This window comes from Treponema bryantii NK4A124 (assembly GCF_000421345.1).
In the GTDB taxonomy this organism is placed as follows: Bacteria; Spirochaetota; Spirochaetia; order Treponematales; family Treponemataceae; genus Treponema_D; species Treponema_D bryantii_B.
Map to the genome: position 1 here is coordinate 164,980 of NZ_ATWV01000001.1, position 26,996 is coordinate 191,975.

Annotated in this window: 21 protein-coding genes; 6 read left to right on the forward strand and 15 right to left on the reverse strand. The window is 39.2% G+C overall.

The annotated features are described in order from the left end of the window. Window positions 1-6: 6 nt before the first annotated feature. Genes G626_RS0100680 through G626_RS0100690 form a run of 3 tightly spaced genes read right to left on the reverse strand, consistent with a single transcriptional unit; the run spans window position 7 to window position 2,538 of the window. Window positions 7-522, reverse strand: a complete 516-nt coding sequence (locus G626_RS0100680; protein ID WP_022930865.1) for a hypothetical protein — start codon at window positions 520-522, stop codon at window positions 7-9. 11 nt (window positions 523-533) lie between these two features. Next, window positions 534-2,021, reverse strand: a complete 1,488-nt coding sequence (locus tag G626_RS0100685; protein WP_022930866.1) for a vWA domain-containing protein — start codon at window positions 2,019-2,021, stop codon at window positions 534-536. Continuing rightward, window positions 2,014-2,538, reverse strand: a complete 525-nt coding sequence (locus G626_RS0100690) for a hypothetical protein (protein ID WP_033421514.1) — start codon at window positions 2,536-2,538, stop codon at window positions 2,014-2,016. Before G626_RS0100690 ends, G626_RS0100685 begins: the two co-directional genes overlap by 8 nt. A 127-nt stretch (window positions 2,539-2,665) precedes the next feature. On the opposite strand from G626_RS0100690, the gene G626_RS0100695 reads away from it, so the two are divergent. After that, a complete protein-coding gene (locus G626_RS0100695; protein ID WP_022930868.1) occupies window positions 2,666-2,971 on the forward strand; it encodes a helix-turn-helix domain-containing protein in 306 nt (101 codons plus the stop codon). Window positions 2,972-3,439: 468 nt separating this feature from the next. Here the strand turns inward: G626_RS0100695 and G626_RS0100705 are convergent, their stop codons facing one another. Both G626_RS0100705 and G626_RS0100710 read right to left on the reverse strand, forming a co-directional pair. Continuing rightward, window positions 3,440-4,945, reverse strand: a complete 1,506-nt coding sequence (locus G626_RS0100705; RefSeq protein ID WP_022930870.1) for an IMP dehydrogenase — start codon at window positions 4,943-4,945, stop codon at window positions 3,440-3,442. 81 nt (window positions 4,946-5,026) lie between these two features. After that, window positions 5,027-6,991, reverse strand: coding sequence for a DUF6531 domain-containing protein (locus G626_RS0100710; RefSeq protein ID WP_022930871.1), 1,965 nt, complete (start codon window positions 6,989-6,991; stop codon window positions 5,027-5,029). Window positions 6,992-7,264: 273 nt separating this feature from the next. Here G626_RS0100710 and purA point away from each other — a divergent pair, with 273 nt between their 5' ends. The 3 genes from purA (at window position 7,265) to G626_RS0100725 (ending at window position 12,459) form a co-directional block, all read left to right on the forward strand. Next, entirely contained in the window at window positions 7,265-8,488 is a 1,224-nt protein-coding gene (gene purA / locus G626_RS0100715; protein WP_022930873.1) for an adenylosuccinate synthase, read from the forward strand. Between the two features lie 120 nt (window positions 8,489-8,608). Further along, window positions 8,609-9,850, forward strand: coding sequence for a CapA family protein (locus G626_RS0100720; protein ID WP_022930874.1), 1,242 nt, complete (start codon window positions 8,609-8,611; stop codon window positions 9,848-9,850). Continuing rightward, on the forward strand, window positions 9,841-12,459 hold the full coding sequence (locus G626_RS0100725; RefSeq protein WP_022930875.1) for a helicase-related protein: 2,619 nt from the start codon (window positions 9,841-9,843) through the stop codon (window positions 12,457-12,459). The genes G626_RS0100720 and G626_RS0100725 overlap by 10 nt, the downstream gene beginning before the upstream one ends. Window positions 12,460-12,569: 110 nt before the next feature. Here the strand turns inward: G626_RS0100725 and G626_RS0100730 are convergent, their stop codons facing one another. From G626_RS0100730 to rpsO, 8 genes are all read right to left on the reverse strand, one after another. Further along, the gene (locus G626_RS0100730; protein WP_022930876.1) at window positions 12,570-14,078 is read right to left on the reverse strand and encodes a HEAT repeat domain-containing protein; all 1,509 of its coding nucleotides are present in this window, start codon (window positions 14,076-14,078) and stop codon (window positions 12,570-12,572) included. 52 nt (window positions 14,079-14,130) lie between these two features. After that, on the reverse strand, window positions 14,131-15,270 hold the full coding sequence (gene tgt, locus G626_RS0100735) for a tRNA guanosine(34) transglycosylase Tgt (RefSeq protein WP_022930877.1): 1,140 nt from the start codon (window positions 15,268-15,270) through the stop codon (window positions 14,131-14,133). Window positions 15,271-15,300: 30 nt separating this feature from the next. Next, window positions 15,301-16,377: an LptF/LptG family permease gene (locus tag G626_RS0100740; RefSeq protein ID WP_022930878.1), complete on the reverse strand. Its 1,077-nt coding sequence runs from the start codon at window positions 16,375-16,377 to the stop codon at window positions 15,301-15,303. Window positions 16,378-16,380: 3 nt separating this feature from the next. Further along, window positions 16,381-17,601, reverse strand: coding sequence for an LptF/LptG family permease (locus G626_RS0100745; protein ID WP_022930879.1), 1,221 nt, complete (start codon window positions 17,599-17,601; stop codon window positions 16,381-16,383). A gap of 6 nt (window positions 17,602-17,607) precedes the next feature. Then, a complete protein-coding gene (gene dut, locus G626_RS0100750) occupies window positions 17,608-18,054 on the reverse strand; it encodes a dUTP diphosphatase (RefSeq protein ID WP_022930880.1) in 447 nt (148 codons plus the stop codon). A gap of 35 nt (window positions 18,055-18,089) precedes the next feature. Next, window positions 18,090-18,509 carry a hypothetical protein gene (locus tag G626_RS0100755; protein WP_022930881.1) on the reverse strand — a complete coding sequence of 140 codons (420 nt, stop codon included), beginning with the start codon at window positions 18,507-18,509 and terminating at the stop codon, window positions 18,090-18,092. 147 nt (window positions 18,510-18,656) lie between these two features. Continuing rightward, complete coding sequence (pnp, locus tag G626_RS0100760) at window positions 18,657-20,762, reverse strand: polyribonucleotide nucleotidyltransferase (RefSeq protein WP_022930882.1); 2,106 nt, start codon at window positions 20,760-20,762, stop codon at window positions 18,657-18,659. Window positions 20,763-20,990: 228 nt separating this feature from the next. Next, window positions 20,991-21,260 carry a 30S ribosomal protein S15 gene (gene rpsO / locus G626_RS0100765; RefSeq protein WP_027726891.1) on the reverse strand — a complete coding sequence of 90 codons (270 nt, stop codon included), beginning with the start codon at window positions 21,258-21,260 and terminating at the stop codon, window positions 20,991-20,993. 237 nt (window positions 21,261-21,497) lie between these two features. Between rpsO and G626_RS17075 the strand changes: the two genes are divergently transcribed. Continuing rightward, window positions 21,498-23,186, forward strand: a complete 1,689-nt coding sequence (locus G626_RS17075; RefSeq protein WP_022930884.1) for a putative bifunctional diguanylate cyclase/phosphodiesterase — start codon at window positions 21,498-21,500, stop codon at window positions 23,184-23,186. A 4-nt stretch (window positions 23,187-23,190) separates the two neighbouring features. Here G626_RS17075 and G626_RS0100775 read toward each other — a convergent pair whose 3' ends face one another. Continuing rightward, entirely contained in the window at window positions 23,191-23,967 is a 777-nt protein-coding gene (locus G626_RS0100775; protein WP_022930885.1) for an FAD synthetase family protein, read from the reverse strand. A gap of 97 nt (window positions 23,968-24,064) precedes the next feature. Between G626_RS0100775 and G626_RS0100780 the strand changes: the two genes are divergently transcribed. Then, window positions 24,065-25,165, forward strand: coding sequence for a branched-chain amino acid aminotransferase (locus G626_RS0100780; protein ID WP_022930886.1), 1,101 nt, complete (start codon window positions 24,065-24,067; stop codon window positions 25,163-25,165). Window positions 25,166-25,334: 169 nt separating this feature from the next. On the opposite strand, the gene G626_RS17080 is transcribed toward G626_RS0100780, so the two are convergent. Then, complete coding sequence (locus tag G626_RS17080; protein WP_022930887.1) at window positions 25,335-26,990, reverse strand: SPOR domain-containing protein; 1,656 nt, start codon at window positions 26,988-26,990, stop codon at window positions 25,335-25,337. Between the last annotated feature and the right edge of the window lie 6 nt (window positions 26,991-26,996).

Sequence of the window (26,996 nt, forward strand, 5' to 3'; positions counted from 1 at the left end):
TATCTCCTACTTACTTTTATTTAGGTCTGTAACTATTTCTGGGTTATATTCAAACAAGTGTTTTCTGTTTGATGTATTTTCGTTTTCTAGTTTAGGTTCACGGATTAGAAATATAATTCTAATAGTGAAAATCATTATTAATACTGAAACTAAAGCCGGAGCACCAATTATTATTAACATTAAATATTTTAATTTAGTTGCAGCAAGAAAATGTGCAAATGGTCTAATAAATGGTACAAGCTTCAATTTATTTCCAGCATCTTCAGCTTCAAATTCGGCAAATTGAATAGAATCAAATAGTTCTTTACCAAGTACATTTAAATCTATTCTAGAAAAAAGTAATGGAAGAAACATTAAACTACTTACAGCTAATGTACATAAAATCATTCCACAACCTATTTCTTTTTTACGATTTTCAAATCGTGCAACATTAGATAACCATAAATATGATGCTAATGATAAAATTGCGACTGTTACTGAGATTATACCCCAAATTATCAAATATCTTGTTGTATCAAGCATAATTTATACCTTTATTTCTTTGCTGGTTTAAATTTTATAGTAACTATTGAATCTTCCTTTGTTTTAAGTTTTAAATCTGAACCAAGTGTATATTCAATCTTTTTATTTCCATCTTCAAAAGCACTTGAATCGCGAGGTATTATTTGCCATTTATTTGCATTAATTCTTTGTATTTGTCCTACTACTGGAGAAAAAAGTAGTTGATCAAGTTTAAATGGGCATCCAGGTCTTGACCCAAATTCTACGCGTTTTTTTAATTTGATGGATACTGGACGCTGTTTTTCTGTTCGAATTCCAACAACTTCCATTCGGACTTTTATAGGCAAAAATTTTTTGATTATTGTCCATGAAACAATTATTACTATCAATATTAAAATTATTATTAATGGCCAGAAGATTTTGTCAAATAAAAGTTCTGAAGCTGTCTTTCCATCTATATCAAAAGCTTCATCAAACTGTTTGTCTAATCCATTTATATTTGCAACAAAATGAATTTTTAATATTCCTTTGCCTTTTATTTCAGAATTAGGATTAAAACCACATGTAGTTGTTTTTGTATGCATTGGTGATACTTGTATTATTCCTGTTTCAGGGGATAACTTTATCTGGATTGTTGAACTCCTATCATCACTCTGGAATGTAGCTTTTGCAGCCTTAAATTCAACATTTACAGGAGTTCTTTTATATGTATTTAGAATATCAAATGTCAAATCTTCTGCAGATGATATTACCTTAGAATTCTTTCCACTCTTCAATTTATAAGATTTCAATTTAAAATTATTAAATAAAACTTCACCTTGTTCAATTGGTTGTGATTCCGGGATTTTTGAAATCCAATCATCAAGCATAAATTCAAGTTGGTCTAAATCTTCAATTCTCAAGAGGTAATCTTCACGTCCAGACTTTTCTGCAATTAAAGGAAGATCATGAAGATTTTTTCCAATTCCTACATAATACCAACCATCATATAAGTATTTATTTCCGATTAATGGGTCATTAAAAATCTGATCAACATTTTGTCCATGGAATTCACTTGAAGTTGGAGTTGTAATATCGCCATCTGTAATAAATAATACTAATGGTTCATACAGATTGTAATCATCGCTTTTCAAATCTACGATATAATTCAAGGCAGTTTTAATTGCAGTTCCAATATCTGTAAAATCGTTATCAGCTTTCATTGCTTTTAATGTATTAGAAATTGAAGTTTTATCTTCTTCTCGCATTAACTGTCCTGAATACATTGGAAGAGCTGAATCTCCAAAAGGTATTAATACAAAATAATCGCCTACATTAAGTCTGTTTTTATTAATTGCTCTGTCAATAATTTTAGTAATATCTGGGAATTGTTTCTTTATACTTCCCGAAACATCAAGTACAACAATAACTATTTTACCTTTTGATGTTGAATTATTATTTGTATTTTGAGCAAAGGTAAGATTTAATGCTAATAAAGTTATAGTAAGAAATAAAAATATTTTTTTAATTGTTTTATTCATGACTTGCTCCGTTAGTAAAAAGGTATTTTCTATATTCTGTATTTGTAGTTTCAGGGAATAATTTTTTTGAGAATATGATAAGAACGGTATTCAAAGCGAAAAACACCAGTTCAATTATCAATGTTAAAATTGTCAGTTTTACTTTTAGGAATATTGTTAAAAAAATTAATAAAACTGGTAATATTATTGTTAGAAAAAAGAAAATTATATAGTAAGGTTTTATTAGTTTTTCATCTTTTAGAAAAATCTGTATTACTTTACTTATAAAAATAAATAGAGCAAAAGCAAAACCTAATGTTAAAATGATTTGTGCAATCATAATAACAATAGTTGTAGTATCTGTATCCACAACTTTGTTGATTATATTTGCTGTAAAAACTGCATTATTTGAAGCAGAAATAAAACCATAATATACAAATGTTATTAATGGTGCCTGTAATAAAAAAATCACAGCCACAGAAATTAAAGACATTATTAAGCTCAAAATCATTGCTGTTACAAACTTTCTCATACTCATACAACCAACCTAATAATTCAATTTTTACATTAATTAAAAATTATAAGTCCTAATTGTTCATTTTTCAATACTTATTCGATTGATATAATAGAAAGTAATTAAAAAATCAACCTATTAGAATTGTATTATGACAAATATTAGGACAGTACTTGCTATAAACATGAAAGCAAGACGTAAAGATTTAAATCTCTCACAAGCCATACTTGCAGAAAAAATTGGTACATCACCTAATTACATTTCGAAAATTGAGGCTGAAAAACAATTCCCGTCTGTACAAATGATTGAACAGCTTGCACTTGCGTTACAATGTGATTCTATTGATTTGTTTTCCATTGAAAGAATAAAAATAAATAATCTAGAAACCGTAAAAGAATCTTTATGTAATGATGTTATTTCATTAATTCAAGAAAAATTTACCACTATAAAATATTAAATTATCAGCATTGAAAATTAGTTTAGTTCTATGAGATTATATTAGCTGATTAGCCATTATAAATACTTCTAGAGGTTGTATAACAACTATACCAACTACTTGTAAAAGTAGTTAAAAATATTGTATAGTATACTTATTGGCATTCGCAGTTATTGGCGGTCTTGCTTCCTAAATTCGACTGTTTACAGAAATGTAGGCAGATTACTATTTCAGGAGGCAGCTATGAGTCTATATGAATTTCTGGATTTGCTGTTTACAGCAATCCAAATCTTCATCGACATTATTACGCGCCTTCGTCGCAGACGAAAAAAAGGTAAACGAATAAAAAAATAGCCCGCCGGTGTCGCACCACTAGCGGGCAAAAAGTCTAAGCAATTAGACAATCCCAATAGAAGGCAAGACGCTTAATTGCGAATGCCTTTCTTTTATAATATAAAGCACACTGTTGCTTTTTTCAAGTCTTTTTTTCTAATTAGCTTTCACAGTATTCTTTACAATAACATCATGAGCGCCGCCTTCGCGGAGAGATGCGGCACTAACAAGTGTAATCTTTGCGTTCTTCTGCAAATCTGGGATGTTTGTAACACCGCAGTTACACATTGCGTGGATTACCTTGCTTGTTGTAAGGGTTACGTTGTCATGGAGGGAGCCGGCATAAGGAACGTAAGAGTCTACGCCCTCTTCAAAAGCCATGCCCTTCTTTCCGCCAAGGTCGTAGCGCTGCCAGTTGCGGGCGCGGTTACTTCCTTCACCCCAGTATTCCTTAACGTAGTTACCATTAACAATAAGTTTGTTTGTAGGAGATTCATCAAAGCGGGCAAAATAGCGGCCAAGCATTACAAAGTCTGCACCCATTGCAAGAGCAAGAGTAACGTGATGATCATAAACGATACCACCATCAGAACAGATTGGAATATAAATACCAGTTTTTTCGTAGTAAGCATCGCGGGCCTTAGCAACTTCGATTGTAGCTGTAGCCTGACCACGGCCAATACCCTTCTGCTCGCGGGTAATACAGATTGAACCGCCGCCGATACCGATTTTTACAAAGTCAGCACCAGCCTCTGCAAGGAAGTTGAAGCCGTCTGCATCAACAACGTTTCCGGCACCGATTTTTGCGTTAGGCCATTTTCCGTGAATGTCCTGAAGGGCGCGGCGCTGCCATTCTGTAAAGCCTTCTGATGAGTCGAGAGTCATTACATCAACTCCGGCAGCAAGAAGAGCCGGAACACGGTCCATATAGTCGCGTGTGTTAATACCTGCACCTACGATGTAGCGTTTCTGTGAATCCAGAAGCTCAAGAGGATGCTCTTCGTGACTTGCAGCGTCCTTGCGGAATACGAGATAAAGAAGTTTTCCGTCTTTATCAACAACAGGAAGCTGATTAACCTTCTTTTCCCAGATTAAATCATTCGCTTCATCAAGAGTAATTCCTTCTTTTCCCATAACAAGAGAGCTGAGAGGAGTCATATAAGCGCTAACCTTCTCGCTCATTTCACAGTGGCCGATGCGGAAGTCGCGCTCTGTGATAATTCCAACAAGCTTTCCGTTTGCAGTACCATCTTCTGTAACGGCAACAGTTGAGTGGCCGGTCTTTTCAATTGCTTCAACCAACTCGCCGAGTGTCTGCTCAGGACGGATATTTGTATCAGAAGAAACAAAACCTGCCTTGTAAGCCTTAACGCGGGCAACCATAGCTGCCTGATTTTCTATAGTCTGAGAACCAAAAATGAAGGAAATGCCGCCTTCCTTAGCAAGAGCAACAGCCAGCTTATCATCAGAAACCGCCTGCATAACAGCCGAAGTCATCGGAATGTTCATTGTAAGCGGACATTTTTCGCCGGCCTTTTTATTGTAGCGGACAACAGGTGTCTGCAGCGAAACATTAGCAGGAATGCAGTCAGGACCGGTGTAGCCCGGAATTAAAAGGTACTCATCAAAAGTGTGTGATGGTTCTTCAAAAATGTAAGCCATTTGGTTCTCCTTATAAAATCTGAATAAAAATATTAATCGAGAATTATAGCAAATACATGAAGAAATTGGAATAGATATTTTTTATTCTGCAAACAATTTTTGTTTCAGACTCTCTATTCCATTTTCATCTTTATATATATATGCATCATTATCTGAATTACTGATGTCTGGGATATCCCATAAATCTTCAAAAGATAATTTCTCTTTAGCATATCCATCAAAAGTCTTTTTTACACCTTCTATTTCACTCGAAAGCAGCCAGCCTTCATCAGTATAAGTAAAGACCTTCTTTAATTCACGTTTATTTCCATTTCCCTTATAAACTCTGAGAGGCATATGGTGATGGTCATATTCAATCTCTGTAATTATGCTTTTGCCGGTATTGTTATCAGTAAACTTTATAGCAATCAGATCCTTTCTTCCATTATATTCAATTTCCATAACAAGGTTATTTGAATAATTGATTTGGTGGATTTTTCCGTCCTTTTCATATTCAAAATTACTTAAAAGCTTTCCATTTTGAATAAGCTTTGTTAGTCTGTTACGTGAATCATACTCCATCTCTTTTATGTTATTTTTAACACTATCTTTACTGATATTTCCAAAATTATCATATTCATAATCATGGATTATTTCTTTTTCATTTCTACAGTCTACATAACGAATTGTCTGACCTTTAGAATTAAAAAGTTTTCTGTATATAGTTTTTTCATTTTCCTTACATTCAAGAACACTTCCATCATCATTCCATAGAAACTTCTTTTCATTCTGCGGCTGTTCGGTATTCTTTACAATGTTTCCATCCGGATCATAATTTTCCCGTTTCGTAGTTCTATGTTTATTATCATAATGATAAACAGTCTTCCAGCCGTCTCTGTCAATAAAGGCAGTTATTTTATCCTTTCGGTTATACTCAAAACGCTGGCTTTTCCCTTCTTCATTTACAAGTTGAGTTGCAAGAATCTCCCCTTCCGAAAGCTGGTCATCATAAATAATCGTGTAGGCACTTCCATCATTTTTTCCAATAGAATTGATAAGCCCATGCTTATCATAACCTATAGAAACATAATCTCCATCAGTATCTTTTGTACCTGTCATTCTCTCACCTTCATAATAGTAAATAACATTTTCAGAAGGGTCTCTTTCATTTACGATTTTTTTTATAAAATTATTTTCATATTCAACGGTAAAGCTTTCTCCGAAAGATGATTTTATATATTTGATTTTTTCATCATCATCGCGGATATATTCTACAGTATTTCCATAATAATCAGTTTCGCTCATGATAAACCCCATGTAATCAAAAGTTTTTCTCACAGATCCTTTGTATACAGTATACTCATCCTTTTCAAATACACAGGTACAATCCCTTTCTTTAGACTGCCAGACATTGGAATAGTTTTCATGCTGATTCATTAAATGGGGGTAACCGCCGTCATCTACATATGTAACAGTATCCAAGCCTGTTTCCTCAAAATAAATACCAAGTCCTTTGAACATTGCTTTTTTGTTACGATTCTTGCGGCTTTTTGTCATTTGCAAGTCGTGTTCAACCCCTTCAGCTTCCTTTTTAGTCTCTTCATATTCCTTTTTAACTGTATTCAGTTTTTCCAGTAATTCTCCCTCTTCGGCCAGATTATCCTTAATTTGATTTTCCATAGTTTTTAGGTCTGTTTCCAGCTGCTGCAGATATTCTGCATAAGCATCATAAAGCTTCTGAATTCTCGGCCTTGTTCCAAGAATAACTCTTTCATCAAGATTTGTGGCCCAACCTAAACCAAAACTTCCAATCATTTTATTTGTTGATTGATAAATTCTCTTAACCGTTAAATTCATCACATTTATTTTTAAAACGTCAGTTTCAGTCTGTTCATATGCTCCAGTTGTAATTCTTACAGGATCTCCGGCTGTATCTGCTCCCAATACATCAAGCAATTCATTTATGAGGTTTTGATTCTGATTTTGGGCAAATAAAGTCGTTTGCAGAAGAATTGTAAAAACAAGGATTAAAACTTTCAAAGAAACTTTTTTATATTCGCATGACATAAACTCACTCCAATATATAAACTTTATTTGTAATAAAGTAAAAACTTTATTACAGATTATTTTATCAGATTATTGTGAATGACACAAACTTTCTTTTGTGATATATTGCTATAGTAAAAACGCTGAGATGATTCATCGGCGTTTTTACGTTACAGTCATGCTGACCACTGAAACAAGTTCAGGATTCAGCATCTATAAAAAGATCCCGAAACAAGTTCGGGATGACACAAAATATCTGATTTTCGCGATGATTCAGCGAAAAGGAGAAAATCCATGAACGTAGTAGTTATGGGTGCCCAGTGGGGCGATGAAGGCAAGGGAAAAATCGTTGACTACCTTGCACAGGATGCAAAATACGTTGTTCGTTTTGCGGGCGGCGCTAATGCAGGTCACACAATTGTAGTAGATGGAAAGAAGTACGCTCTCCATCAGGTTCCGTCTGGAATCCTCTACCCGGAAAAATCAGTTTTCCTTGGTAGTGGTATGGTAATTGACCCTGAAGCTCTCTTCAAAGAACTCCAGATGCTCAAGGACAATGGTATTGACTGGGAAGGCCGTGTATTCATTTCTGACCGCGCTCACCTTACACTTCCTGGCTACCGCGAAATGGACAAGGCCCGCGACGCAGCCCGCAAGCGCCCTATCGGTACAACAGGCCGCGGAATCGGAACTACATATTCTATGAAATCTGAACGCGATGGTATCCGCCTTGCAGACCTTGATTGGGAAGAAAAATGGAATGACCTGGACGATGCAGACAAGAAATTCCTTGAACAGTTCAAAGACAAATTGATTTCTATGCGCGTGAATATCGCTGCAAAAATGTACGAGTTCCGCAACGACAATATTCTTTTCGAAGGTGCACAGGGTGCTATGCTCGACCTCGATTCTGGTACATATCCATATGTATCTTCTGGAGCTTCATGTTCAGCTGGTGCTGCAACAGGTTCTGGAATTGGTCCTAAAGCCCTCGACAAAATTTACGGTGTATTCAAGGCTTATGAAACTCGTGTAGGAAATGGTCCAATGCCATCTGAATTCAATGCTGATACAGAAGGCGAGCTTTGCGACTATGTTCGTAACACAGGTAATGAGTTTGGTGTAACTACAGGACGTCCACGCCGCTGTGGTTACCTTGACCTTGTAGCTCTCCGCTATGCATGTCACGTAAACTCAATCGACAACCTTGTTCTTACTCACCTCGACATTTACGACGATATGAACGAAATCGAAGCCTGCGTTGCTTACGATATCGACGGAAAAATTGTAACAGACTTCCCTGCTTCAATTCCTGATTTGAACAAGGCAAAACCAGTTCTTCAGAAGTTCGACGGCTGGAAGGCTGACATCACAAAGTGTACATCTTACAAAAAGCTTCCAAAGGCTGCCCGCGAGTATGTAGAGTTCATCGAAGACTTCACAGGCACAAAGGTTGGAATCGTTTCTGTAGGTGCAGACAGAAACCAGACTTTCGTTAGAGAGAAGATCTGGCGCTAAAATCGATTAACGGTGGTTGAGTGATGCGAAGCATCGTATCGAAACCACCGTTTCATCGGCTCATAAGGTGGTTTCGATACGCCCTTATGGGCTACTCAACCACCGGTACTTGGAGAAGAAGTGAATTTAAAATTCCACCTTTCATCATTTTTATCTTTTCTTTTCATCTCCATCTTATTCTATTCCTGCGGTACAACATCACAAATCATAAACGAACCCGCAGAAAAAGCTCCCCTTGAAGAAGTTCCACAGGAAAACTCTAATACCCCCAAACACGACAAAGACACAATTACTCTTCTTTTTGCCGGTGACATCATGGCTCATTCGGTAAACTATTACATTACTACTTATGAAAAAATCTGGCGGGATGTAAGAGACGTAATTTCCAGCGCTGACTTAGCCTTTGCTAACATAGAAGCACCGATAGATACAACAAAAGCCGCCGCCTCTTATCCAAGTTTTAACATGACCCAGAAATATGTTCAGGCTGCAGTCGATGCCGGCTTTGATGTATTTTCTCTTTCAAATAATCATACAAATGATCAGTACAAAAACGGCATTCTTGAAACAATAAAAACTTCTAAAGCAATCACAACCCACACAAAAGAACAGCTGGGAAATGATATATATTTTTCAGGAACAAAAGAGACAGCCGACTCAAGACTTTCTGCCCTCACCTACAATTACTTTGAATCAAACGGCTGGAAAATTCTCTTTCTTCCAATCACAGAGCTTTTAAACCGCCCCGACGCTTCTGAATACATCAATTTTATAAAACCGACAGATGAATCCCGCAAGGCCTTTATAAAATACACACAGGAACTTCGAACTTCTCACCCCTGCGACCTTTTTATAATTTCAGTTCACACAAGCGAACCAGAATACACCCGCCACATTTCAGAAAGACAGAATCAGTATTACATGGATTTACTCGAGGCCGGAGCAGATGTTGTATGGGCTAACCACGCTCATATCATAAAAGACCGTAAGCTCGTGATAGACACAAAAAGAGGCCGCGACAAACTGATTATGTATGCAAACGGAAACACAATTTCCGGTCAGCGAACAAAGCCTGAACTTACATCAAAAAATCCAACCGGAGAAAGAGACAACACCGGCGACGGACTTTTTTACATTGTAACAATGCACAGAGAAAAAGACGGCTCAATGAAAATCAAAAAATGCGAGCCTTATTTTATAACCACCTACATTAACACTGCAAACGAGTATGTTATTAAACCGCTCAATCAGGATTTTGTAGAATACCTTTACGACGTTCCGCGAACAAACTGGGCAAAGTATATTGAACGCCGTATCAAAATCAATAAAGAAGCAACAAAGGATTATATAGAATGGCAATAGATTATAAGTCACTTCCAGTATACGCACAGAAACAGAAGATTTTAGACTGCCTCGAAGATCATCAGGTAGTAATTGTAGAAAGCCCTACCGGTTCAGGAAAGACAACTCAGATACCGGTTATTTTATACGAAGCCGGCTACGCCACAAACGGCATGATTGGTGTTACTCAGCCTCGACGCATTGCCGCCCTCAGCGTAAGTGAATTTATTTCAAAACAGTTAGGCACAACTTACCCGGGACTCGTCGGCTACAAGATGCGCTTTGAAGATTACACCAATCAGGACACCCGCATCAAAATCATGACAGACGGAATCCTCCTTCAGGAAATGAAGCTGGACCCATGGCTCAGTAAGTACAGTGTTTTGATGATAGATGAAGCTCACGAGCGAAGTCTTAACATTGATTTTGTTCTCGGCCTTGTAAAACGCGTATTAAAGGAACGCAGCGACTTCCGCGTAATCGTAAGTTCTGCCACAATGAACACTCAGGTTTTCTCAGAGTATTTTGACAACGCGCCTATTGTTTCAATTGACACTGTAACTTACCCTGTAGCCCTTGTTTACGACCCGGTTCCAGGTGGCAGCACAACAACCACCGACTCAGGCTGCGACCAGATTCTCACAAAGATTTATAACACAGTAGACCGCGTTCTCGACAATGATGAAGACGGCGCAATTCTTATCTTCCTGCCGGGAGAAAAAATCATAAAAGACTGTATGGATAAGCTTTACTACTCGCCTATTGGCCGCAAGCTTCACATACTTCCTCTCTATGGCCGCCTGCCCAAAGAAGAACAGGAAAGAGTTTTTGAAAAGGCACCGGACGGCAAGCGCAAAGTTGTTATTTCAACAAACATTGCAGAAACCTCGGTAACCATCAGCGACGTAACCACTGTAATTGACTCAGGTCTTTGCAAGTTGAATTTTTATAATCCAAAGAACTTTACTTCAAGCCTTGTTGAGTCAGCAGTTTCAAAGGCTTCCTGCAATCAGAGAAAAGGACGCGCAGGCCGTACTCAACCGGGAACCTGCTACCGTCTTTATTCCCGCAAAGATTTTGACACCCGCCCTGAATATACAACAGAAGAGATCTACCGCACAGACTTGAGCGAAGTAGTTCTGCGCATGAGCGAGCTTGGTATTACTGATTTCTACGATTTTGATTTTATTGCAAATCCTGGCCACGAAGGAATTATCGGCGCAGTTGATACCCTTCACATGCTGGGCGCTCTCGAAGAAGATAACACTCTTTCGGGAATCGGCCAGATGATGGTAAAATTCCCGCTCGAGCCGAGAATCAGCCGTATTATTGTTGAAGCAATCATGCGCTTTCCTGATGTTCTGGACAAGGCACTTATTGCCGCTTCCTTTCTCTCAACAAACTCGCCTTTTGTCCTTCCACCTAACGAAGAAATGGAAGCCCGCAAGGCCCATCACCGTTTCCAGGAAATTCAGGGAGATTTCTGCACTTACCTAAATATTCTCAAGGCCTTCAAAGACACAGACAATCGCGAAAAGTTCTGCAAAAAAAATTATCTTGATGATCGCGTAATGGCAGAAATCGAAAACATCAACGAACAGCTTATAGAAATTGTAAGTGATAAAATGGGTATTCCTGTTGTAGAAGGTAAAGGCTCTATGCAGGATTACCTTTGTTGTATAGCCGCAGGTATGATTCAGTTTGTCTGTATACGCACAGGCCGTGAAAGCTACAGAAGCCTCACCGCAGACCATATCTGCATTCACCCGGGCAGCGTAATGTTTAAAAAGGACCCGGTATTTATTGTAGCCGGAGAAATCATCCGTACAAGCCGCATTTACGCTTCAAGTGTTTCACCTCTTACACGCCCTATGCTTGATATAATCAATCCTGATTTATTTGACAAGCTGATGGCCTGCAAAAAAGAACGTGAAAGCTCTCGCGAAGCCCGCATGCTGGAACAGGAAAGAAACAGAACCGCAAAGGCCCTTCGCCGCCAGGAAGCTGAACTTCAGAAAAAGAAAGGCAAAAAAGGAAAAAGCTCAGACAGTGCAGAAGACTCTCCTCTTCCGGAAGATTCACTTTCTCTTGGCGGCTTCCTTTTTGCAACAAAAAAAATCAAAGGAAAGAAGACAGCCCTGCTTCCGCTTGAACAGCTTACTCAGGCACTTCAAAACGAAAACAATAAAAACAAGTTGAACAATGCCGGCCAGATGAAAGGTACTGTAATCACCAATGATAACGGATCTCTTCTTGCAGGAGAAAAAGTTTCTCTCATTATGGAGCTGGCAAAGAATCTCGACCTTCGTCCTCTTCCAGAAAAAAAGTGGAACCGCCACATGAACGTAAATGTAAACGAACCGATTCAAAAGGAACAGCTGGTAGATTCTCTCGGCTTTATTTTGAGAACTGCAATTGCAAAGCAGAAAGGACGCGAATACGGCTTCATTACCCTTTACAACAATGGTAATGGCAGCTACTGGTTCAAGGTTTCACGCGGATTTTCTACAGCACTTATGGAAAGCCATTCAAGCCTCGAAACTCTGGTAGAAGAAAATGTTGAGTGGTCAAAGGAAGAAACAGCAGCTATCAATAAAGCACTGGCGCTGGTTAATTCACTATATAAATAATAGTACACTTAAAATACCAGCTGCTATCATAAAAAAAGGGCTGCGCCAACGGGAATGATGTTGTCGCAACCCTTTTTTTATTACGCATCTGGTATTTTAATTACTGATATCTATTTAGCATTTACATCAGCACCAGCGCCTTTATCTTCTTTGGTTTTCTCTTCCTCATCCTCAATATTCAACATTTTCTTAATTCTATTCTTTACGCCGGAATTTGCTTTTTTGTCGGCGTAAATTGCCCGCATTCTTGCTTCGGCAGAATGGAACTTGTTTGTTTTGTAGATATCAAGTCCAAGGCTCTGGGTTGTTGAATCCTTTGATTCCAGATATTTAATACAGATATCTTCGTAAGCCGAGTTTTCTTTTTTCGCCAGCTCTTTTCCAATTGCGTAACGAAGATCCTTTCTTCTGTCATCTTTCAGACATTCTTCCGCAAGCTCAAGAATTTCATTCTGACCGGCATGACCTTCTTTAAGCAGTACTTCTACAATTTTTTTCTTTGTTGTATCACCGGTCTTTTTATCTTTAAGCTGCTCTACCATAAAGTCGTTAGCTTCTTTTGTATTTACAGCCGCAAGAGAATTATAGGCTTCATCTTTTATAACTTTTTCGCTGTCATTTTTTGCTCGATAAATAAGGAATTGTGTGGCATCGGTAATCTTGTTTTCGCGAACGGTCTTTATTGCTTCCTGTCTTACACGCCAGTGCTCATCTCGGATTCCCTGAAGAATTGTCTGCTTTGCTTCGACAACATCTGGAAAATGAGAAAGGCCTTTAATTACATACTGACGGAGGTTAGGATCATTTTCTGAAAAAAGCTCAACCAGAACCGGAACAGATTCCTTTTTTTCCATAAGTCCAAGAGCTTCTGCCGCATACATTCTTACATAAAGATTTTCATCTTCATCTTCTGCAACTTCTACAACTTTATCCCAGGTTTGAATTGCATGCATCTTACCACAGGTTCTCATGAGAGTCTGACGCTGAGCATCACTTAAATCCTCACGCTCCAGATATTCTACAAGGAACATAGCTTCTTCAGGCCCTCCGATTTCCCCTATGGTTGCAATTGCATCATTAAAATAGGAATCATTTTCTGCTTCAATCAGAGAGAGAACTGCCGGAATTGCTTCCTTGGTTTTTACAGCAGATACATACTGAAAGCAGGCTTTTACCAGATCATTTCTCTCTTCATAAGGATCATTCAGTGTTTCTACAGCATAATCTTCGAGACATGGATCTTCCAGCTGCTTAAAATAATTGAGAATCTTCTGCTTAATTACTGTATTTTTTGAAACCTGAAAAACGTCGTATATTTCTTCAGTAAAGCGGGGATCTTCATTTTTGATAAGCTCATCTATTAGTGTCGAGATCTCTGACGGAACCCCGTACTTTATTGTATTAGATTTATTCTCATAATCTTTTTCGCTTTCATCTTTTTCAGCAGCTTTTGCAGCTTTTTCTTTATCTATAGGCTTAGGGCGTTTTGAATTGGGTATTTCTGAAATACCGGCCTTTGAGGCGGAAATACTCTGAGTTTCTTTTTCAGAATCTTCTTCCTGAGCAAAACAGAAATTTACTGAAGCAAGAATTAATAAAAATAAAACTACCTTTCTCATAAATACCCTCTTGTCATGCTGATCCTGAAACAAGTTCAGGATGACAGTTCAATTACACACCCTGATGGAACTTCTCAAGGAACTCTTTTCTATACTCCTCGAATCTGTCTTCATCAATTGCAACCCGTATTTCCTTAAGCATATTGTTCAAGAAATACAGGTTATGATAACTTGCAAGAATACTGCTAAGGATTTCCTGTTCTTTAAAAAGATGTCTTAAATAACTTCGGGAATAAGTGCGGCAAACTTTACAATTACATTCGCTGTCCACAGGACCAAAGTCGTGAGTCCATCTCTCCTGTTTAATGCTAAGCATTCCGCGGCGGGTAAAGTATGAACCGTTTCTTGCATTACGGGTTGGCAGTACACAGTCAAACATATCAATTCCGGCCTGTACCGCATCAAGAATATATTCCGGAGTTCCAATTCCCATTACATATTTAGGCTTATCTTCCGGCAGATACTGAACTGTATAATTCAGATATTTTGTAAATTCAGCTGGAGGCTCACCTACACTAAGACCGCCGATTGCTATACCAGGCATATTAAGTGAACTTACAAACTCTGCAGACTTCTGACGCAGATCTTCAAAAAAATTTCCCTGAACAATCGGAAAGAGCATTCCCTGATAGCCTGCTTCCCTCTGCTTTTCCCACTCGCCTTTTGCGCGTAGCAGCCAGTCAGAAGTTATACGCAGAGCCTTTTCTGCTTCCTTGCGTTCTACACCCCAGCCAGAGCAGACATCAAGCTGCATCTGAATATCAGAATTAAATTTGGTCTGAGTCTGAACTACATTTTCCGGAGTAAACATATGATAGCTGCCGTCAATATGGCTTTGAAAACGCACTCCTTCGTCAGTAATTTTACGAAGCTTACTCAGAGAGAAAACCTGAAAGCCGCCTGAATCCGTAAGAAAATTTTTCTTCCACTGAGAAAAGCCGTGTAATCCACCGGCCTCTTTAATTAAATCCGGTCCAGGTCGCAGAAAAAGATGATAGGTATTTGCCAGGATAATATCAAAATCAATTTCTTCGAGAAAATCCTTTGGCATTGCCTTTACAGTAGCATTAGTACCAACAGGCATAAAAACCGGAGTACGTACATCTCCATGAGGAAGATGTAAAGTTCCGGTTCTAGCCCGGCTTCCTGCATTCTTATGTTTTATATCAAAAATATTTAAAACTTCACTCATTAAAAACCTCTGAGAATCTATATAAAAAACTTATGTACGGGCATAGCGTAACAAAATAATACTTACAATAGTAAAGAAAATAACTGGAGACCATGCACCGGAAAAAGCCGAAATGTAACCATGTTTTGCAAGAACCATCGTTACCATCATAGTAACATAGAATAGAACTGATGCAGAAATGCAGGAAGCAAGACTAATCAAAAGTACATTCTTTCGGGTTTTACCAGTAAGTCCAATTGAAAGAAAAACTACAATAAACACAATAAATGGAAAGGCATATTTTTTATAATATTCCGAAAGCTCCTCGTTATATGGAAGACCTGCTTTTTTAAGATGATTGATATAAACTTTAGCTTCTTCTGCAGAAACAGACTGAACGTCTACATTTGTCTTACGGAAGATTTCATACGATTCTGTAAGTAATTTCACATAATCATAATTAACGTCAGTAATTTTAAGAGTATCCCCTACAGGCTCATATTGAACCGGATCCTCCGGCTCCCAGGCTTCCTTTTGAGCATTCCACATGGCCTGCTTACAGTAAATAATTGCAAGAAGCTCACGATTTTCGCCGCGGAAAACAAAATAGCAGGTACGAAGTTTTTTCTGACTTTCTATATAACGTGCCGCAGAATAAATTACACGCCCATTATCTGAAAGTACAATTACATTAGTATTGTTTTCATTTTTTGTTTTCTGAAGAAGAGTATCCTGTAAAGTTGTTTTTTTCTCGTAAGTCTGAACAACAAATTTATTTTCAAAAACAAAAAGACCATAAGCCATAATAAGACTTACAATAAGAAGAGGAACCGTAAAGCGGAAAAGAGAAACACCAGAAGCAAGCAGAGCCTGGATTTCATTTGCTGCATACATTTCACTAAGTGCATAAGAAGTGGAAAAGAGAATTGCAACAGGCACGGCATACCATATTGTTTTAGGAACATAGTAAGCCATAACTAACATAATATCTTTACCAGAACAGTTATTCTGAAGATAAGTTGCTATGTTCATAAAAAGGTCAACAAGATTAAGAACGAGAGCGAAAAAGAACATTGCTCCGATAAAAAGAGGAATAACCTTTTTAAAAAGATAAATTACAAGTTTCATTTTTTATTTCTTTAAAAGCCTCATTAAAAAGACTAAACCAAAAAATCCAATAAGAAAATTAGGAGTCCATATACACCAGAAAGCATTTAGTCCAACTTTTGTTACAAGCAGCTGTCCTACAATCTGAACGGCCCAGTATAAAACACAGATTACAAGCCCAAGAAAGAGACCTATCATCTGTCCGTTATTTTTTCCAAAAAGAAAGGCCATTGAAAAAGCCAGAACGGCAAAAAAGATTGATCCAAAAGGAATGGCAAATTTTTTATGCCACTCCATAATCCAGAGATTAATTTTTCTCAGAGTACTAGGATTATCTGATTTTTCAGCCTTCATTTCTGTAAGCCGTTTTGTAAGGTCGTAGGTTGTCATCTCTCGAGGAGATTGTGAATAAGAGCCCAGAAAAGTTGAATCAAATACATTTAAAACTGTTCGCTTGGAACGCAAAATATCATAATTATTTTTATTGTCTGATTTTATTGTAAGTACGTTTGCATCATTCATATCAAACTGCATGAGTACGCCTTCTTCTTTTGCACCCTGCAGAACAGATTGACCTGCAACAATAATTCTGTCATCACCATCTTTAGAATCAATAATGACAATATCAGAAACCTGATTTCCTTCTACATTTCCAATCACGATGTTAGAAGTATCAAGGTGTTTTACACTGTTAGACTCAAGCTCAATTGAAGGAGTCGAATTCATAATTTTTCTCATGAGCTCATTGTATTTGATTGTTCCCAGGGGCAGGAGATAATCATTTACAAAAAAGGAGCCGATGGAAATCATTAAACCAAGAGCTGCAACAGGAAAAAAGATTTTAAAGAAGGAAAGACCTGCTGCACGGAAAATTAAAATTTCATTACTGCTCATCATTCCGCCAAGACTCATCAAAAATCCAACGAGTGTTGCGAAAGGCGAAGACTGAGCTATGATAAATGGCAGACTGTAAACCATTATTCTCATTACATCAGCAAAAGGAGCTGACTTAGCAAGAAGATCCTCTACTGTAAGGAGAATCTGATTTACAAAGAAAACCATAAAAAAGAAAAAGAAAGATACCAGAAAATAAAGAAATAAATCCTTAAATAGATATTTGATGAGGATATGATCTTTTAAGGTTCCACGTTTCATTACCCTGACCTGGAACTTTGTATAATACAGATGTACAAGTCTTAAGGTATGATTACGTTTTATTATCTGAATAATATCTTTAGTTTTCATTTTTAATCATTTTTTATCTGCAAGGCCAGTTGAACCGAATCCACCTGTTCCGCGTTCAGTTTCACTGAGACTTTGGGTAAGTGAAAAAGATGCCTGAGTAACAGGTGCAACAACCATCTGTGCAATCCGGTCTCCACTATTAATTGTAAAGTCGGAGCCGCCCAGATTTATTAAAATTATTTTAATTTCGCCACGATAATCACTGTCGATTGTACCCGGAGTATTCAAAACGGTAACACCATATTTTGCTGCAAGACCACTTCGCGGACGTACCTGTACTTCATAGCCTTCGGGAATTTCGAAAAAGAGTCCTGTCGGTACCATGGCATAAGAACCGGCAGGAATAGTAAGCGGAGCGTCTAAAAGAGCGCAGAGGTCTGCACCTGCCGCGCCGCTTGTTTTATACTCGGGAATTACAGCCCCTTTCGAGGCCACACATTTTATATTTACCATAACGTGTCATTCCCGCAAAAGCGGGAATCTCATCCTTATTTAATTGAAAGCAGGCCACCGATAATCAGGAGGTCTTTTGCAACATTCAGAATCCAGAACATTGCATTACCGTCGAGTTTGTTTACACCAAATGAACGGCTGAAAACATCTGCTACTACAGCAATTACAATCCAGAGAACTGTAAGAATAAGCATTGCTGTATTATCCCAGTTTCCAAGATCGCGGAAAATTGTGATTGCAATGCAAACTCCGCCAATCAAAAGAAGAATTGCAACAATAATTGCTACAATTTTTGCAAGGTCGCCGCTGAAGATTTCATAAATTGCAGCACCGGCCTGACTAGCCTTTACTGAACCGCCTACTCCGAGCATGCAAAGACCTGTGATGATAAAGTAAGCAGCCAAAGCGATTCTGATAAAGAGAGCGCCAAGGCCTCTGTTAGTTGTTTTTCCCATATGTTCCTCCTAATATAATAATTCCCCGACATAACCGGGGAATTAATTACAACTTCAATAATGGATTGCTTCGTCACTCACTTCGTTCCTTCCTCGCAATGACGTCATTGCGAGGAGCCCGCAGGGCGACGTGGCAATCCACATCAATTATTTCTGCTCATCGAGCGCATCAATGTAAGAAAGGTTCAATCTTCCCTGCTTGTCTACTTCGAGAAGCTTAACAGGAATTACCTGACCTTCTGTAAGAACGTCGGTTACCTTGTTTACGCGCTGTTTTGAGAGCTTTGAAATGTGGCAGAGTCCTTCTTTTCCAGGAAGGATTTCTACAAATGCACCAAAGTCCATAATGCGCTTTACAGTTCCCTGGTAGATTGTTCCAACTTCAGGATCTTCTGTAATGCCCTTAACAGCCTTCTTAGCAGCCTCAGCATTCAAGCCGTTCTTAGAGTAGATTGTTACAGTTCCGTCATCATCAGTGTTGATTGTTACATCATACTGAGCGCAGAGAGCCTTAACATTCTTTCCGCCTGGTCCTATGAGAGCGCCAATCTTGTCTACAGGAATCTTCATTGTGAGAATCTGTGGAGCATTCTTAGCGAGTGGAGCCGGCTTGTCGATGCACTTCTCCATAATTGAAAGAATGTGGAGACGACCCTGGCGAGCCTGTTCCATAGCCTTCTTCATGATTTCAGTTGTTACACCGGCAATCTTAATATCCATCTGGAAACCAGTAATACCGTCTTTTGTTCCGGCTACCTTAAAGTCCATATCACCAAGGTGGTCTTCTTCACCAAGGATATCGCTCAAAATCTTATAGCGGCCATAAGGATTGTCTCCCTCTGGTTCTGTGATAAGACCCATAGCAATACCGGCAACCATCTTCTTCATTGGAACGCCGGCAGCAAGCATACAAAGGGTTCCACCACAAGTAGAAGCCTGAGATGATGAACCGTTAGATTCCATGATTTCAGAAACTACGCGGATTGTGTATGGGAATTCTTCGCGGCTTGGAACCATTGCAGCGAGTGAGCGGCGAGCGAGGTTTCCGTGACCAATTTCACGACGACCTGTTGTGAGCTTACCAGTTTCACCAACTGAGTATGGTGGGAAGTTATAGTGGAGGATGAAGTGCTCGCTTCTGTCTCCATCGATATCATCATAAGACTGTTCGTCCATTGCAGTACCAAGAGTACAAACAGCAAGAGACTGAGTTTCACCACGAGTGAAAAGTGCCGAACCATGTGGAGTTGGCAATACATTGATTTCACAAGTGATTGGGCGGATTTCGTCAACCTTACGGCCGTCAACACGAACTCCATCGTCAAGAATAGACTTGCGGAGAAGCTTGTACTGAATGTCATCCATCAAAGTACAGAAAAGCTTTGCCTGAATAGGGTCAGAAAGCTGTTCAGCATATTTTGCAGCGAGGTCTCTCTGAACCTGAGAAATTGCCTTACCGCGTTCAATCTTGCTGCCCTTGAAACATGCTTCTTTAAGAAGTGGAGTTGCTTCAGCTTCGATAGCTTCTGCGTTGTCCAAAGTTACGTCGAGAGGGTTCAAAGGAAGCTTTTCCTTACCAGCCTTCTTAACAAGTTCTTCCTGCAAGAGACACATATCAGTAATGAACTTCTGAGCGCGTTCCAAAGCACCGAGCATCAATTCCTCAGAAACTTCGTTAGCACCACCTTCTACCATTGTAAAGCCGTCTTTAGTTCCGGCAACAACGATTTCAAGGTCACCCTTTTCAATCTGTTCGAATGTAGGGTTGATAATGTATTCACCGTTCAAATATCCAACACGGCAGGCAGCAACCGGACCGTGGAATGGAATATCAGAAATACAAGTTGCAGCAGAAGCTGCGATTACGGCAAGAATATCCTGAGTGTGAACGCCATCGCAAGAAACACAAGTTGGAACAATCTGAAGTTCGTGACCGAATGATGGCTCAAAAAGCGGACGCATTGGGCGGTCGATAAGACGAGATACCAGAATCTCCTTGTCCTTTGGACGACCTTCACGCTTTACAAAACCGCCAGGGATTTTTCCGGCAGCATAGAATTTTTCGTTGTACTCAACAGTTACAGGAACGAAGTCCTGACCTTCTGTAACAGCAGACGAAGCACAAATAGTTGCAATAATAGCGGCTCCGCCCCACTGAGCGTAAACACATCCATTAGCCTGTTTACCGATTTTTCCAGTTTCGAGGATGAGATCGGCATCTCCAAGTTTGTAGGTTACTCTTTCTACAGACATAATTTTCTCCTACACACGTCACTACATCCGACGCGTGTTTTTTTCTATTTATTAGTTAAACTAATATGCAAAAGTTAAAGATATATAATTTTAATCCATAAATGGAGATTAATCAATTCAATTATATAGAAGATTTAAATAAAAAAAATCCCGCTCAGCATGAAACTGGCGGGATTTGTAACGGTGGTTTCGATAAGCCTGCTTTGCAGGCACTCAACCACCGAGGCGCTACTTACGAAGTCCGAGCTCTTTGATGAATGCGCGGTAACCTTCGAGGTCTGTGCGTTCAAAGTAGCGGAGCATCTTGCGGCGCTGTCCTACAACCTTGAGGAGAGCACGTTTAGCATTAGCGTCCTTTGGGAAGAGCTTGTTGTGCTCTGTGAGCTGCTGAACACGCTGTGTCATGATTGCAATCTGAACCTTTACATTACCTGTATCAGTTTCTTTTGCGCCGTACTTCTTTACTGTAGCTGAAGTAGCTTCTTTTGAAAGTGCCATATTGGAACCCCTGAAAAAATATATGATTTCCAGCCAGGCCGGAAAGTCTGTCTGAGCGGAAGTTTTGCAGGTCGGTCTCCGGGTTTCTGGAAACAAATCACAATAGGTCCGTAAAACAGATTTAATTATTATATAGAAATTGAAAGCATGAATCAATACACCGCCATTTGCGTTTTTTAATTTACAAGTTGCATTTCATAAAGTATACTAAAAATTCATAAACAGAAAGGCGGAAAAATGAGGCATTTAACACGAAAAAATATAAGGCTGATTCTTTTGACTATTCTTGGAATCGGCTGTTTTATGGCTTTAAGCTATACAGGTAAACCGCATGCAGATTTCTTTTCCATTGGAAACCTTAAGATTCCCTCAAGTACACGAAGTGGAATTCTTTCCGGCTCTCTATCACTTATCTGTTTTCTTCTCGTTTTTACTGACTATAAAAAGGGCTTTAAGATTGCCCTGGGAATCATTTTCATTTCAATAGGAAACCTTCTTTTTGCAATGATTATGCGGCATTCCATAGTTTCCCTCCCCGGAATTGTTACCCACACTGTTTCTCTCATCACCCTTGTTACGCTATATTCCTTTTATGCAAGGCTTTCTGTTAGTAACATGACAGACTACATTACTTCAATGGGTAACAGGCGCTCTTATGTAAAAGAAGTAACCGAACATATAGAAGGAAGAAAATCTTTTACCCTGGCCTGTGTTGAACTTGAAGATTTTAAGCATATAAATGATGTTTACGGAATTCAGATTGGTGATGCCCTTATCAAAAAAGCAGCAGAAAAACTTTCTACAATTCTTGATAAAAAAGATAAGATGTTCAGAATCACAGGCTCTACCCTGGCAATTCTTTTTGAACCTGGGGAATCACCTGAAGAAAGGCTCAAAAGCGTAATTAACTCTGAAACTGTAACAGTTCATACAGAAGATTCTTCTCAAGACGAAAACGAAGCTCAGACAGAAACAAGCCTTACCATGACTCTTGGAGCCGGAATTGTTTATTCTCATCCGCCATATAACTTCACAAAAACAGCTTCCTCTGTACTAAGAAATGCAGAAACTGCCCTGGCAAAAACCCGAAATCTGGCAGAAAACAGAATCTGTATTTTTAATGAAAATATGGAAAATTCTGACATCAAACAGAGGGAAGCAGAATTTCTTGTAAAAGAAGCCCTTAAAAATAAGTATTTTTACCTTGTTTACCAGCCTCAGTTCACTACAGACGAAAAGAAGCTGCGTGGCTTTGAAACCTTAATCCGCTGCCGTAAGCCGGACTGTTCTATTGTAAGCCCTGTTGATTTTATTCCGGCTGCAGAAAAATCAAATCTGATTATGAAAATTGATGATTTTGTTCTTCAAACTGCAATGACAGAATTTAAGCCGGTTCTTGCAAATGCAGAAAATGATTTGACTATTTCCATAAATATTTCTGCTAAAACTATGAGCAGCAAGGACTTTATCAGCCGAATAAGAAGAATTATTGAAGGAACAGGCTTCCCTGCAGAAAACCTTGAGCTTGAAATTACCGAATATTCCTTTGCAGAATCTATGGAAACAACAATTTCCAATATAAAAGCCCTGCATGAAATGGGCATTAAGATTGCCCTTGATGATTTTGGTACAGGCTATACCTCTATCAAGCAGCTGATGACGCTTCCTATAAACATCCTTAAGATTGACAAGAGCCTTATTGATGATATTGAAAGCAGCCAGAACATGAGAGATGTTGTTGACTCTGTTATTTACATGGGCCACGTTATGAACTGCGAGGTTATTTCTGAAGGTGTTGAAAAAGAGGCTCAGCTTGATATTCTTCGCGAACACAAATGCGACTTTATTCAGGGCTTTATCTGGGGTAAGCCAATTGATTTTGAAGAAGCAAAGAATATGTATAACCAGGAAGAGTTCGGTGAATAATCCCCTAAACAAATTTTACAGAATTACAGGCGGGAAGACTTACTATCTTCCCGTTTTTTATTTCCAGGCGAACAAGCTCCCCTTTTTCGTTTTCGGTGCGGTAAAGACCGTCCGGAGGTAGCAGCTGCGGCGATTTTTCATTGGCGGCGCGGCGGATTGCAGCGATGTCCAGTTCGTAAGGCCGTTCTAAAAGTTCCTGAGCGGTAGTAAAAAAGCCCCGGCTCAGCATTTTTCTGATATATGAGGAAGAGATTCTTTCTTCTTCATCAGTTCCTTCCCTAAAATAAACTGCGTCAACAAAAATACTTTCAACCTTATTCTGATCTGCCCAGTATCTGATTGCCTGAGCATCTGTAGCACCCTTAAAACCGCAGCGAAAATCAATTCCTTCGGCTAAGAGTTCCATGTTGCATACGTTCAAAAGGATATTCAGAAAATCAGCCCCCATCATAGAGGCAAAAGAATCATCAAAATCTACGATTATGGCAAAATCAAGTCCCAGCTCTTCAAAAAGTCTGATTCTCTGATCCAGAGTTGAGAGGTCTCCCATATAGTCGCCGCTGTGCTTAATACCCGGAAGAGGTCGCGAAAATGTAAGTACGCCGCAGGCAAGGCCCCGAGCGCGTCCGGCGTTCAGGAGTTCTCCCAGCAGCTTTCTATGTCCCTTATGAAGCCCGTCAAAGCTGCCAACCGAAATGCCGGTTTTTACTCCGCCCAGGAAGTCTGCATTTGAGTCACCGTTTAATATAGAAAGAATATCATTCCAGGTAAAAAGTTTCATATTTTCTATTATATCACTTTACTAATAAAAAAAATAGTTATATAATTATTTAGTGTAAATAAAAAACTTTAGTATTACTAAAGAGCGAGGTACAATTATGGCAACAACAAAAACAACTGCTAAAAAACCTGCTGCAAAGAAAACAACAGCAAAAAAAACAACAAGTAAAAAGCCGGCAGCCAAAAAGAGAATTGACTGGGGCAATCTTCCATTCGGCTACAAAGAAACTTCTAAGAGCTATGTAGCAAACTGGAAAAATGGTAAATGGGATGCGGGAAAACTTACAAGTGACCACACTGTAACCATCAGCGAATGTGCTGGCGTTCTTCAGTACGCTCAGACCTGTTTTGAAGGTCTTAAAGCATATACAACTGAACACGGCGATATCGTAACTTTCCGTCCGGATTTGAACGCTGAACGTATGGAAAACTCTTGTAAACGCCTTGAAATGCCAGTTTTCCCAAAAGAGCGTTTTATTGAAGCTGTTCTTAAGACAATTAAAGCAAACAAGGAATGGGTTCCACCTTACGGAAGTGGCGCTACTCTTTACATCCGTCCATATATGTTCGGTTCAAGCTCAGTTATTGGTGTAAAACCAGCTGATGAATATCAGTTCCGTATCCTCGTAACTCCAGTTGGACCATATTTCAAAGGCGGAGTTAAGCCTATTAAGGTTCGTCTTTCTGACCTTGACCGTGCCGCTCCTCATGGAACTGGTGATATTAAGGCTGGTTTGAACTATGCTATGTCTCTGCACAACATTGTAGATGCTCACAAGTGTGGCTATGCAGAAAACATGTATCTTGACCCTGCTACTCATACATATCTCGAAGAGACAGGTGGAGCAAACATCATCTTCATCTCTAAGGATGGAAAGCTTGTAACTCCTAAATCTGACTCAATTCTTCCTTCAATTACACGCCGTTCGCTCGTAATTGTTGCAAAAGAATACCTTCATATGGAAGTTGAAGAGAGAAAGATTAATAAATCTGAACTTGGCGACTTCGTAGAATGCGGTCTTTGTGGTACTGCTGCTGTTATTTCACCAGTTGGACAGATTGATGACCATGGAAAATCAATCATCTATAACGGCGGAAAACAGGAAATGGGACCTAAACTGAAAGAGATTTACGATACTTTGACTGGCATCCAGATGGGCCGCCTCCCTGCTCCAGAGGGTTGGGTATATACAATCTGATGAAAGCGGACAGCGGGTCAAGCCCGCTGCCGTTTATCATTATTATGAACACGACTTGCCTTCGGCAAGCGTGTCAAATTAATTGCGAAACCGACAAACTCGCTTCGCTCGTTTGCGGTTCAAATCATACAAAAAAAAGCCCGGGGTTACCGGGCTTTCGATTTTAGGCTTATTTTACTTTCCTTAAGAAGGCATCCTTAAATCCGTAAGACTTAAATCTTTCAAGTACAACCTTATATTCATCCATTGTTACAGGTCCTACAAGAACCTGCTTTGTTTTACCATTAGCCATAGGCACGATTGTAATAGGATAATTGCTTCCATACTTATTGATAATTTCAAGTATATTTGCATCAGATCCATAAGCCGCAATCTGAACGTAATACTTTCCAGATTCAAGCTGGTTCAGGCTTGGAACAAGGTACTTATCATAAGATGTTTCTGCTTCAGCTACAGCTGCAGACTTAGTTTCTGCAGGACTTACAGGAGTAACAGAAGAAACTGATTTATTGATTGATGATTCAAGAGGTGTAAGTGTTATTGTTTCATCAATGTTTTCAAGTTCATCTTCAGCAACGACATCTTCTACCTCATCATCTTCATTCTCCGGAGGATTTGAATCTGCTGGAACAAGAACAATTGCTTCATATTCTTCGCTTTCAGTCTCTTCTACACTTTCTTCGGCAGGAGTTTCTGTTTCTTCCGGAAGAGCATCTAGTTCGTCTTCATCAAAGGCCTCTTCTGCCGGAGCTTCTTCTGTTTCTTCTTCAGCAGCCTCTTCCTCTGCAGGAAGCTGGTCTGGTTCTTCTTCTTCAAATGCTTCTTCGTCTAAAGTTTCTTCCTCAGGAATATCTTCTTCAGTTTCCTCTTCTTCGCTTTCTTCTGCAGGAGCTTCTTCTTCTAAGGCCTCTTCAGCAGCTTCTTCCGGAAGTTCATCGAGTTCTTCAGAATCAAAAGCTTCTTCTTCAGCAGGCTCTTCTTCTGACTCTTCAGGCTCTTCAAACTCTTCTTCTGTTTCTTCCTCAGCGGCCTCTTCAGCAGGTGCTTCTTCTTCTGGAAGCTCTTCTTCTGCTACTGCTTCTTCTTCAAAAGTCTCTTCTTCATCTGCAAACTCTTCCTCTGGAAGGGCCTCTTCATCTAGAGCTTCTTCTTCAACAGTTTCCTCTTCAACAGGAGCTTCTTCTTCGGCAGGTATTTCTTCAGATTCCTCTGTATCTTCTGCTTCTTCTTCAAAAGCCTCTTCTTCGGTTTCATCAAAAGCTTCTTCTTCGTCTACAGCAGGCTCTTCAAAGTCTTCTTCTGAGCTTTCTTCACTCTCTTCCGCAGCTTCCCCTGCTTCTTCAGCATCAGCTTCTTCTGCTTCAGCTTCAGGCTCTTCAAAGGCATCAGAGTTTTCTTCTGCACCGATTGAATCATATTCATCATCATCCCAGTCTTCAATTTCTGCAGATGACTTCGAAATTACAGCATTACCGTAAACTCGTTCATCCTGACCGGAACGTTTTGTAATCTTAACGATATTATTGGCACCGCGGTCAAGTCCCATTGCATCAGCTGCCTCAGGTGAGAGCATAATTGCAACACCTTCAGAAGGGTCAAGCGCACCAATTACAAGCAAATCAATTGTTGAATCACCAGCAATATTTGTCACGCTGATTATATCACCAGGAAGGTAGCCTACAGTTTTTGCAAAAAGTCCCTGAGGAAATACACCTTCATCAACAACCACAGCCCTTCCATCTAAAGAAGGACTGAACGATGCAAACATTAAACATCCCGCAGTTACTACCAGAATCTTAAAAAAGCTTTTAATTTTATTTTTCATACCCCT

What these genes read in the sequence shown, in the direction of transcription:
- G626_RS0100680 (WP_022930865.1), bottom strand. Translation starts at nt 522, where the DNA reads ATGCTTGATACAACAAGATATTTGATAATTTGGGGTATAATCTCAGTA.
- G626_RS0100685 (WP_022930866.1), bottom strand. Translation starts at nt 2,021, where the DNA reads ATGAATAAAACAATTAAAAAAATATTTTTATTTCTTACTATAACTTTA.
- G626_RS0100690 (WP_033421514.1), bottom strand. Translation starts at nt 2,538, where the DNA reads ATGAGTATGAGAAAGTTTGTAACAGCAATGATTTTGAGCTTAATAATG.
- G626_RS0100695 (WP_022930868.1), top strand. Translation starts at nt 2,666, where the DNA reads ATGACAAATATTAGGACAGTACTTGCTATAAACATGAAAGCAAGACGT.
- G626_RS0100705 (WP_022930870.1), bottom strand. Translation starts at nt 4,945, where the DNA reads ATGGCTTACATTTTTGAAGAACCATCACACACTTTTGATGAGTACCTT.
- G626_RS0100710 (WP_022930871.1), bottom strand. Translation starts at nt 6,991, where the DNA reads ATGTCATGCGAATATAAAAAAGTTTCTTTGAAAGTTTTAATCCTTGTT.
- purA (WP_022930873.1), top strand. Translation starts at nt 7,265, where the DNA reads ATGAACGTAGTAGTTATGGGTGCCCAGTGGGGCGATGAAGGCAAGGGA.
- G626_RS0100725 (WP_022930875.1), top strand. Translation starts at nt 9,841, where the DNA reads ATGGCAATAGATTATAAGTCACTTCCAGTATACGCACAGAAACAGAAG.
- G626_RS0100730 (WP_022930876.1), bottom strand. Translation starts at nt 14,078, where the DNA reads ATGAGAAAGGTAGTTTTATTTTTATTAATTCTTGCTTCAGTAAATTTC.
- tgt (WP_022930877.1), bottom strand. Translation starts at nt 15,270, where the DNA reads ATGAGTGAAGTTTTAAATATTTTTGATATAAAACATAAGAATGCAGGA.
- G626_RS0100740 (WP_022930878.1), bottom strand. Translation starts at nt 16,377, where the DNA reads ATGAAACTTGTAATTTATCTTTTTAAAAAGGTTATTCCTCTTTTTATC.
- G626_RS0100745 (WP_022930879.1), bottom strand. Translation starts at nt 17,601, where the DNA reads ATGAAAACTAAAGATATTATTCAGATAATAAAACGTAATCATACCTTA.
- dut (WP_022930880.1), bottom strand. Translation starts at nt 18,054, where the DNA reads ATGGTAAATATAAAATGTGTGGCCTCGAAAGGGGCTGTAATTCCCGAG.
- G626_RS0100755 (WP_022930881.1), bottom strand. Translation starts at nt 18,509, where the DNA reads ATGGGAAAAACAACTAACAGAGGCCTTGGCGCTCTCTTTATCAGAATC.
- pnp (WP_022930882.1), bottom strand. Translation starts at nt 20,762, where the DNA reads ATGTCTGTAGAAAGAGTAACCTACAAACTTGGAGATGCCGATCTCATC.
- rpsO (WP_027726891.1), bottom strand. Translation starts at nt 21,260, where the DNA reads ATGGCACTTTCAAAAGAAGCTACTTCAGCTACAGTAAAGAAGTACGGC.
- G626_RS17075 (WP_022930884.1), top strand. Translation starts at nt 21,498, where the DNA reads ATGAGGCATTTAACACGAAAAAATATAAGGCTGATTCTTTTGACTATT.
- G626_RS0100775 (WP_022930885.1), bottom strand. Translation starts at nt 23,967, where the DNA reads ATGAAACTTTTTACCTGGAATGATATTCTTTCTATATTAAACGGTGAC.
- G626_RS0100780 (WP_022930886.1), top strand. Translation starts at nt 24,065, where the DNA reads ATGGCAACAACAAAAACAACTGCTAAAAAACCTGCTGCAAAGAAAACA.
- G626_RS17080 (WP_022930887.1), bottom strand. Translation starts at nt 26,990, where the DNA reads ATGAAAAATAAAATTAAAAGCTTTTTTAAGATTCTGGTAGTAACTGCG.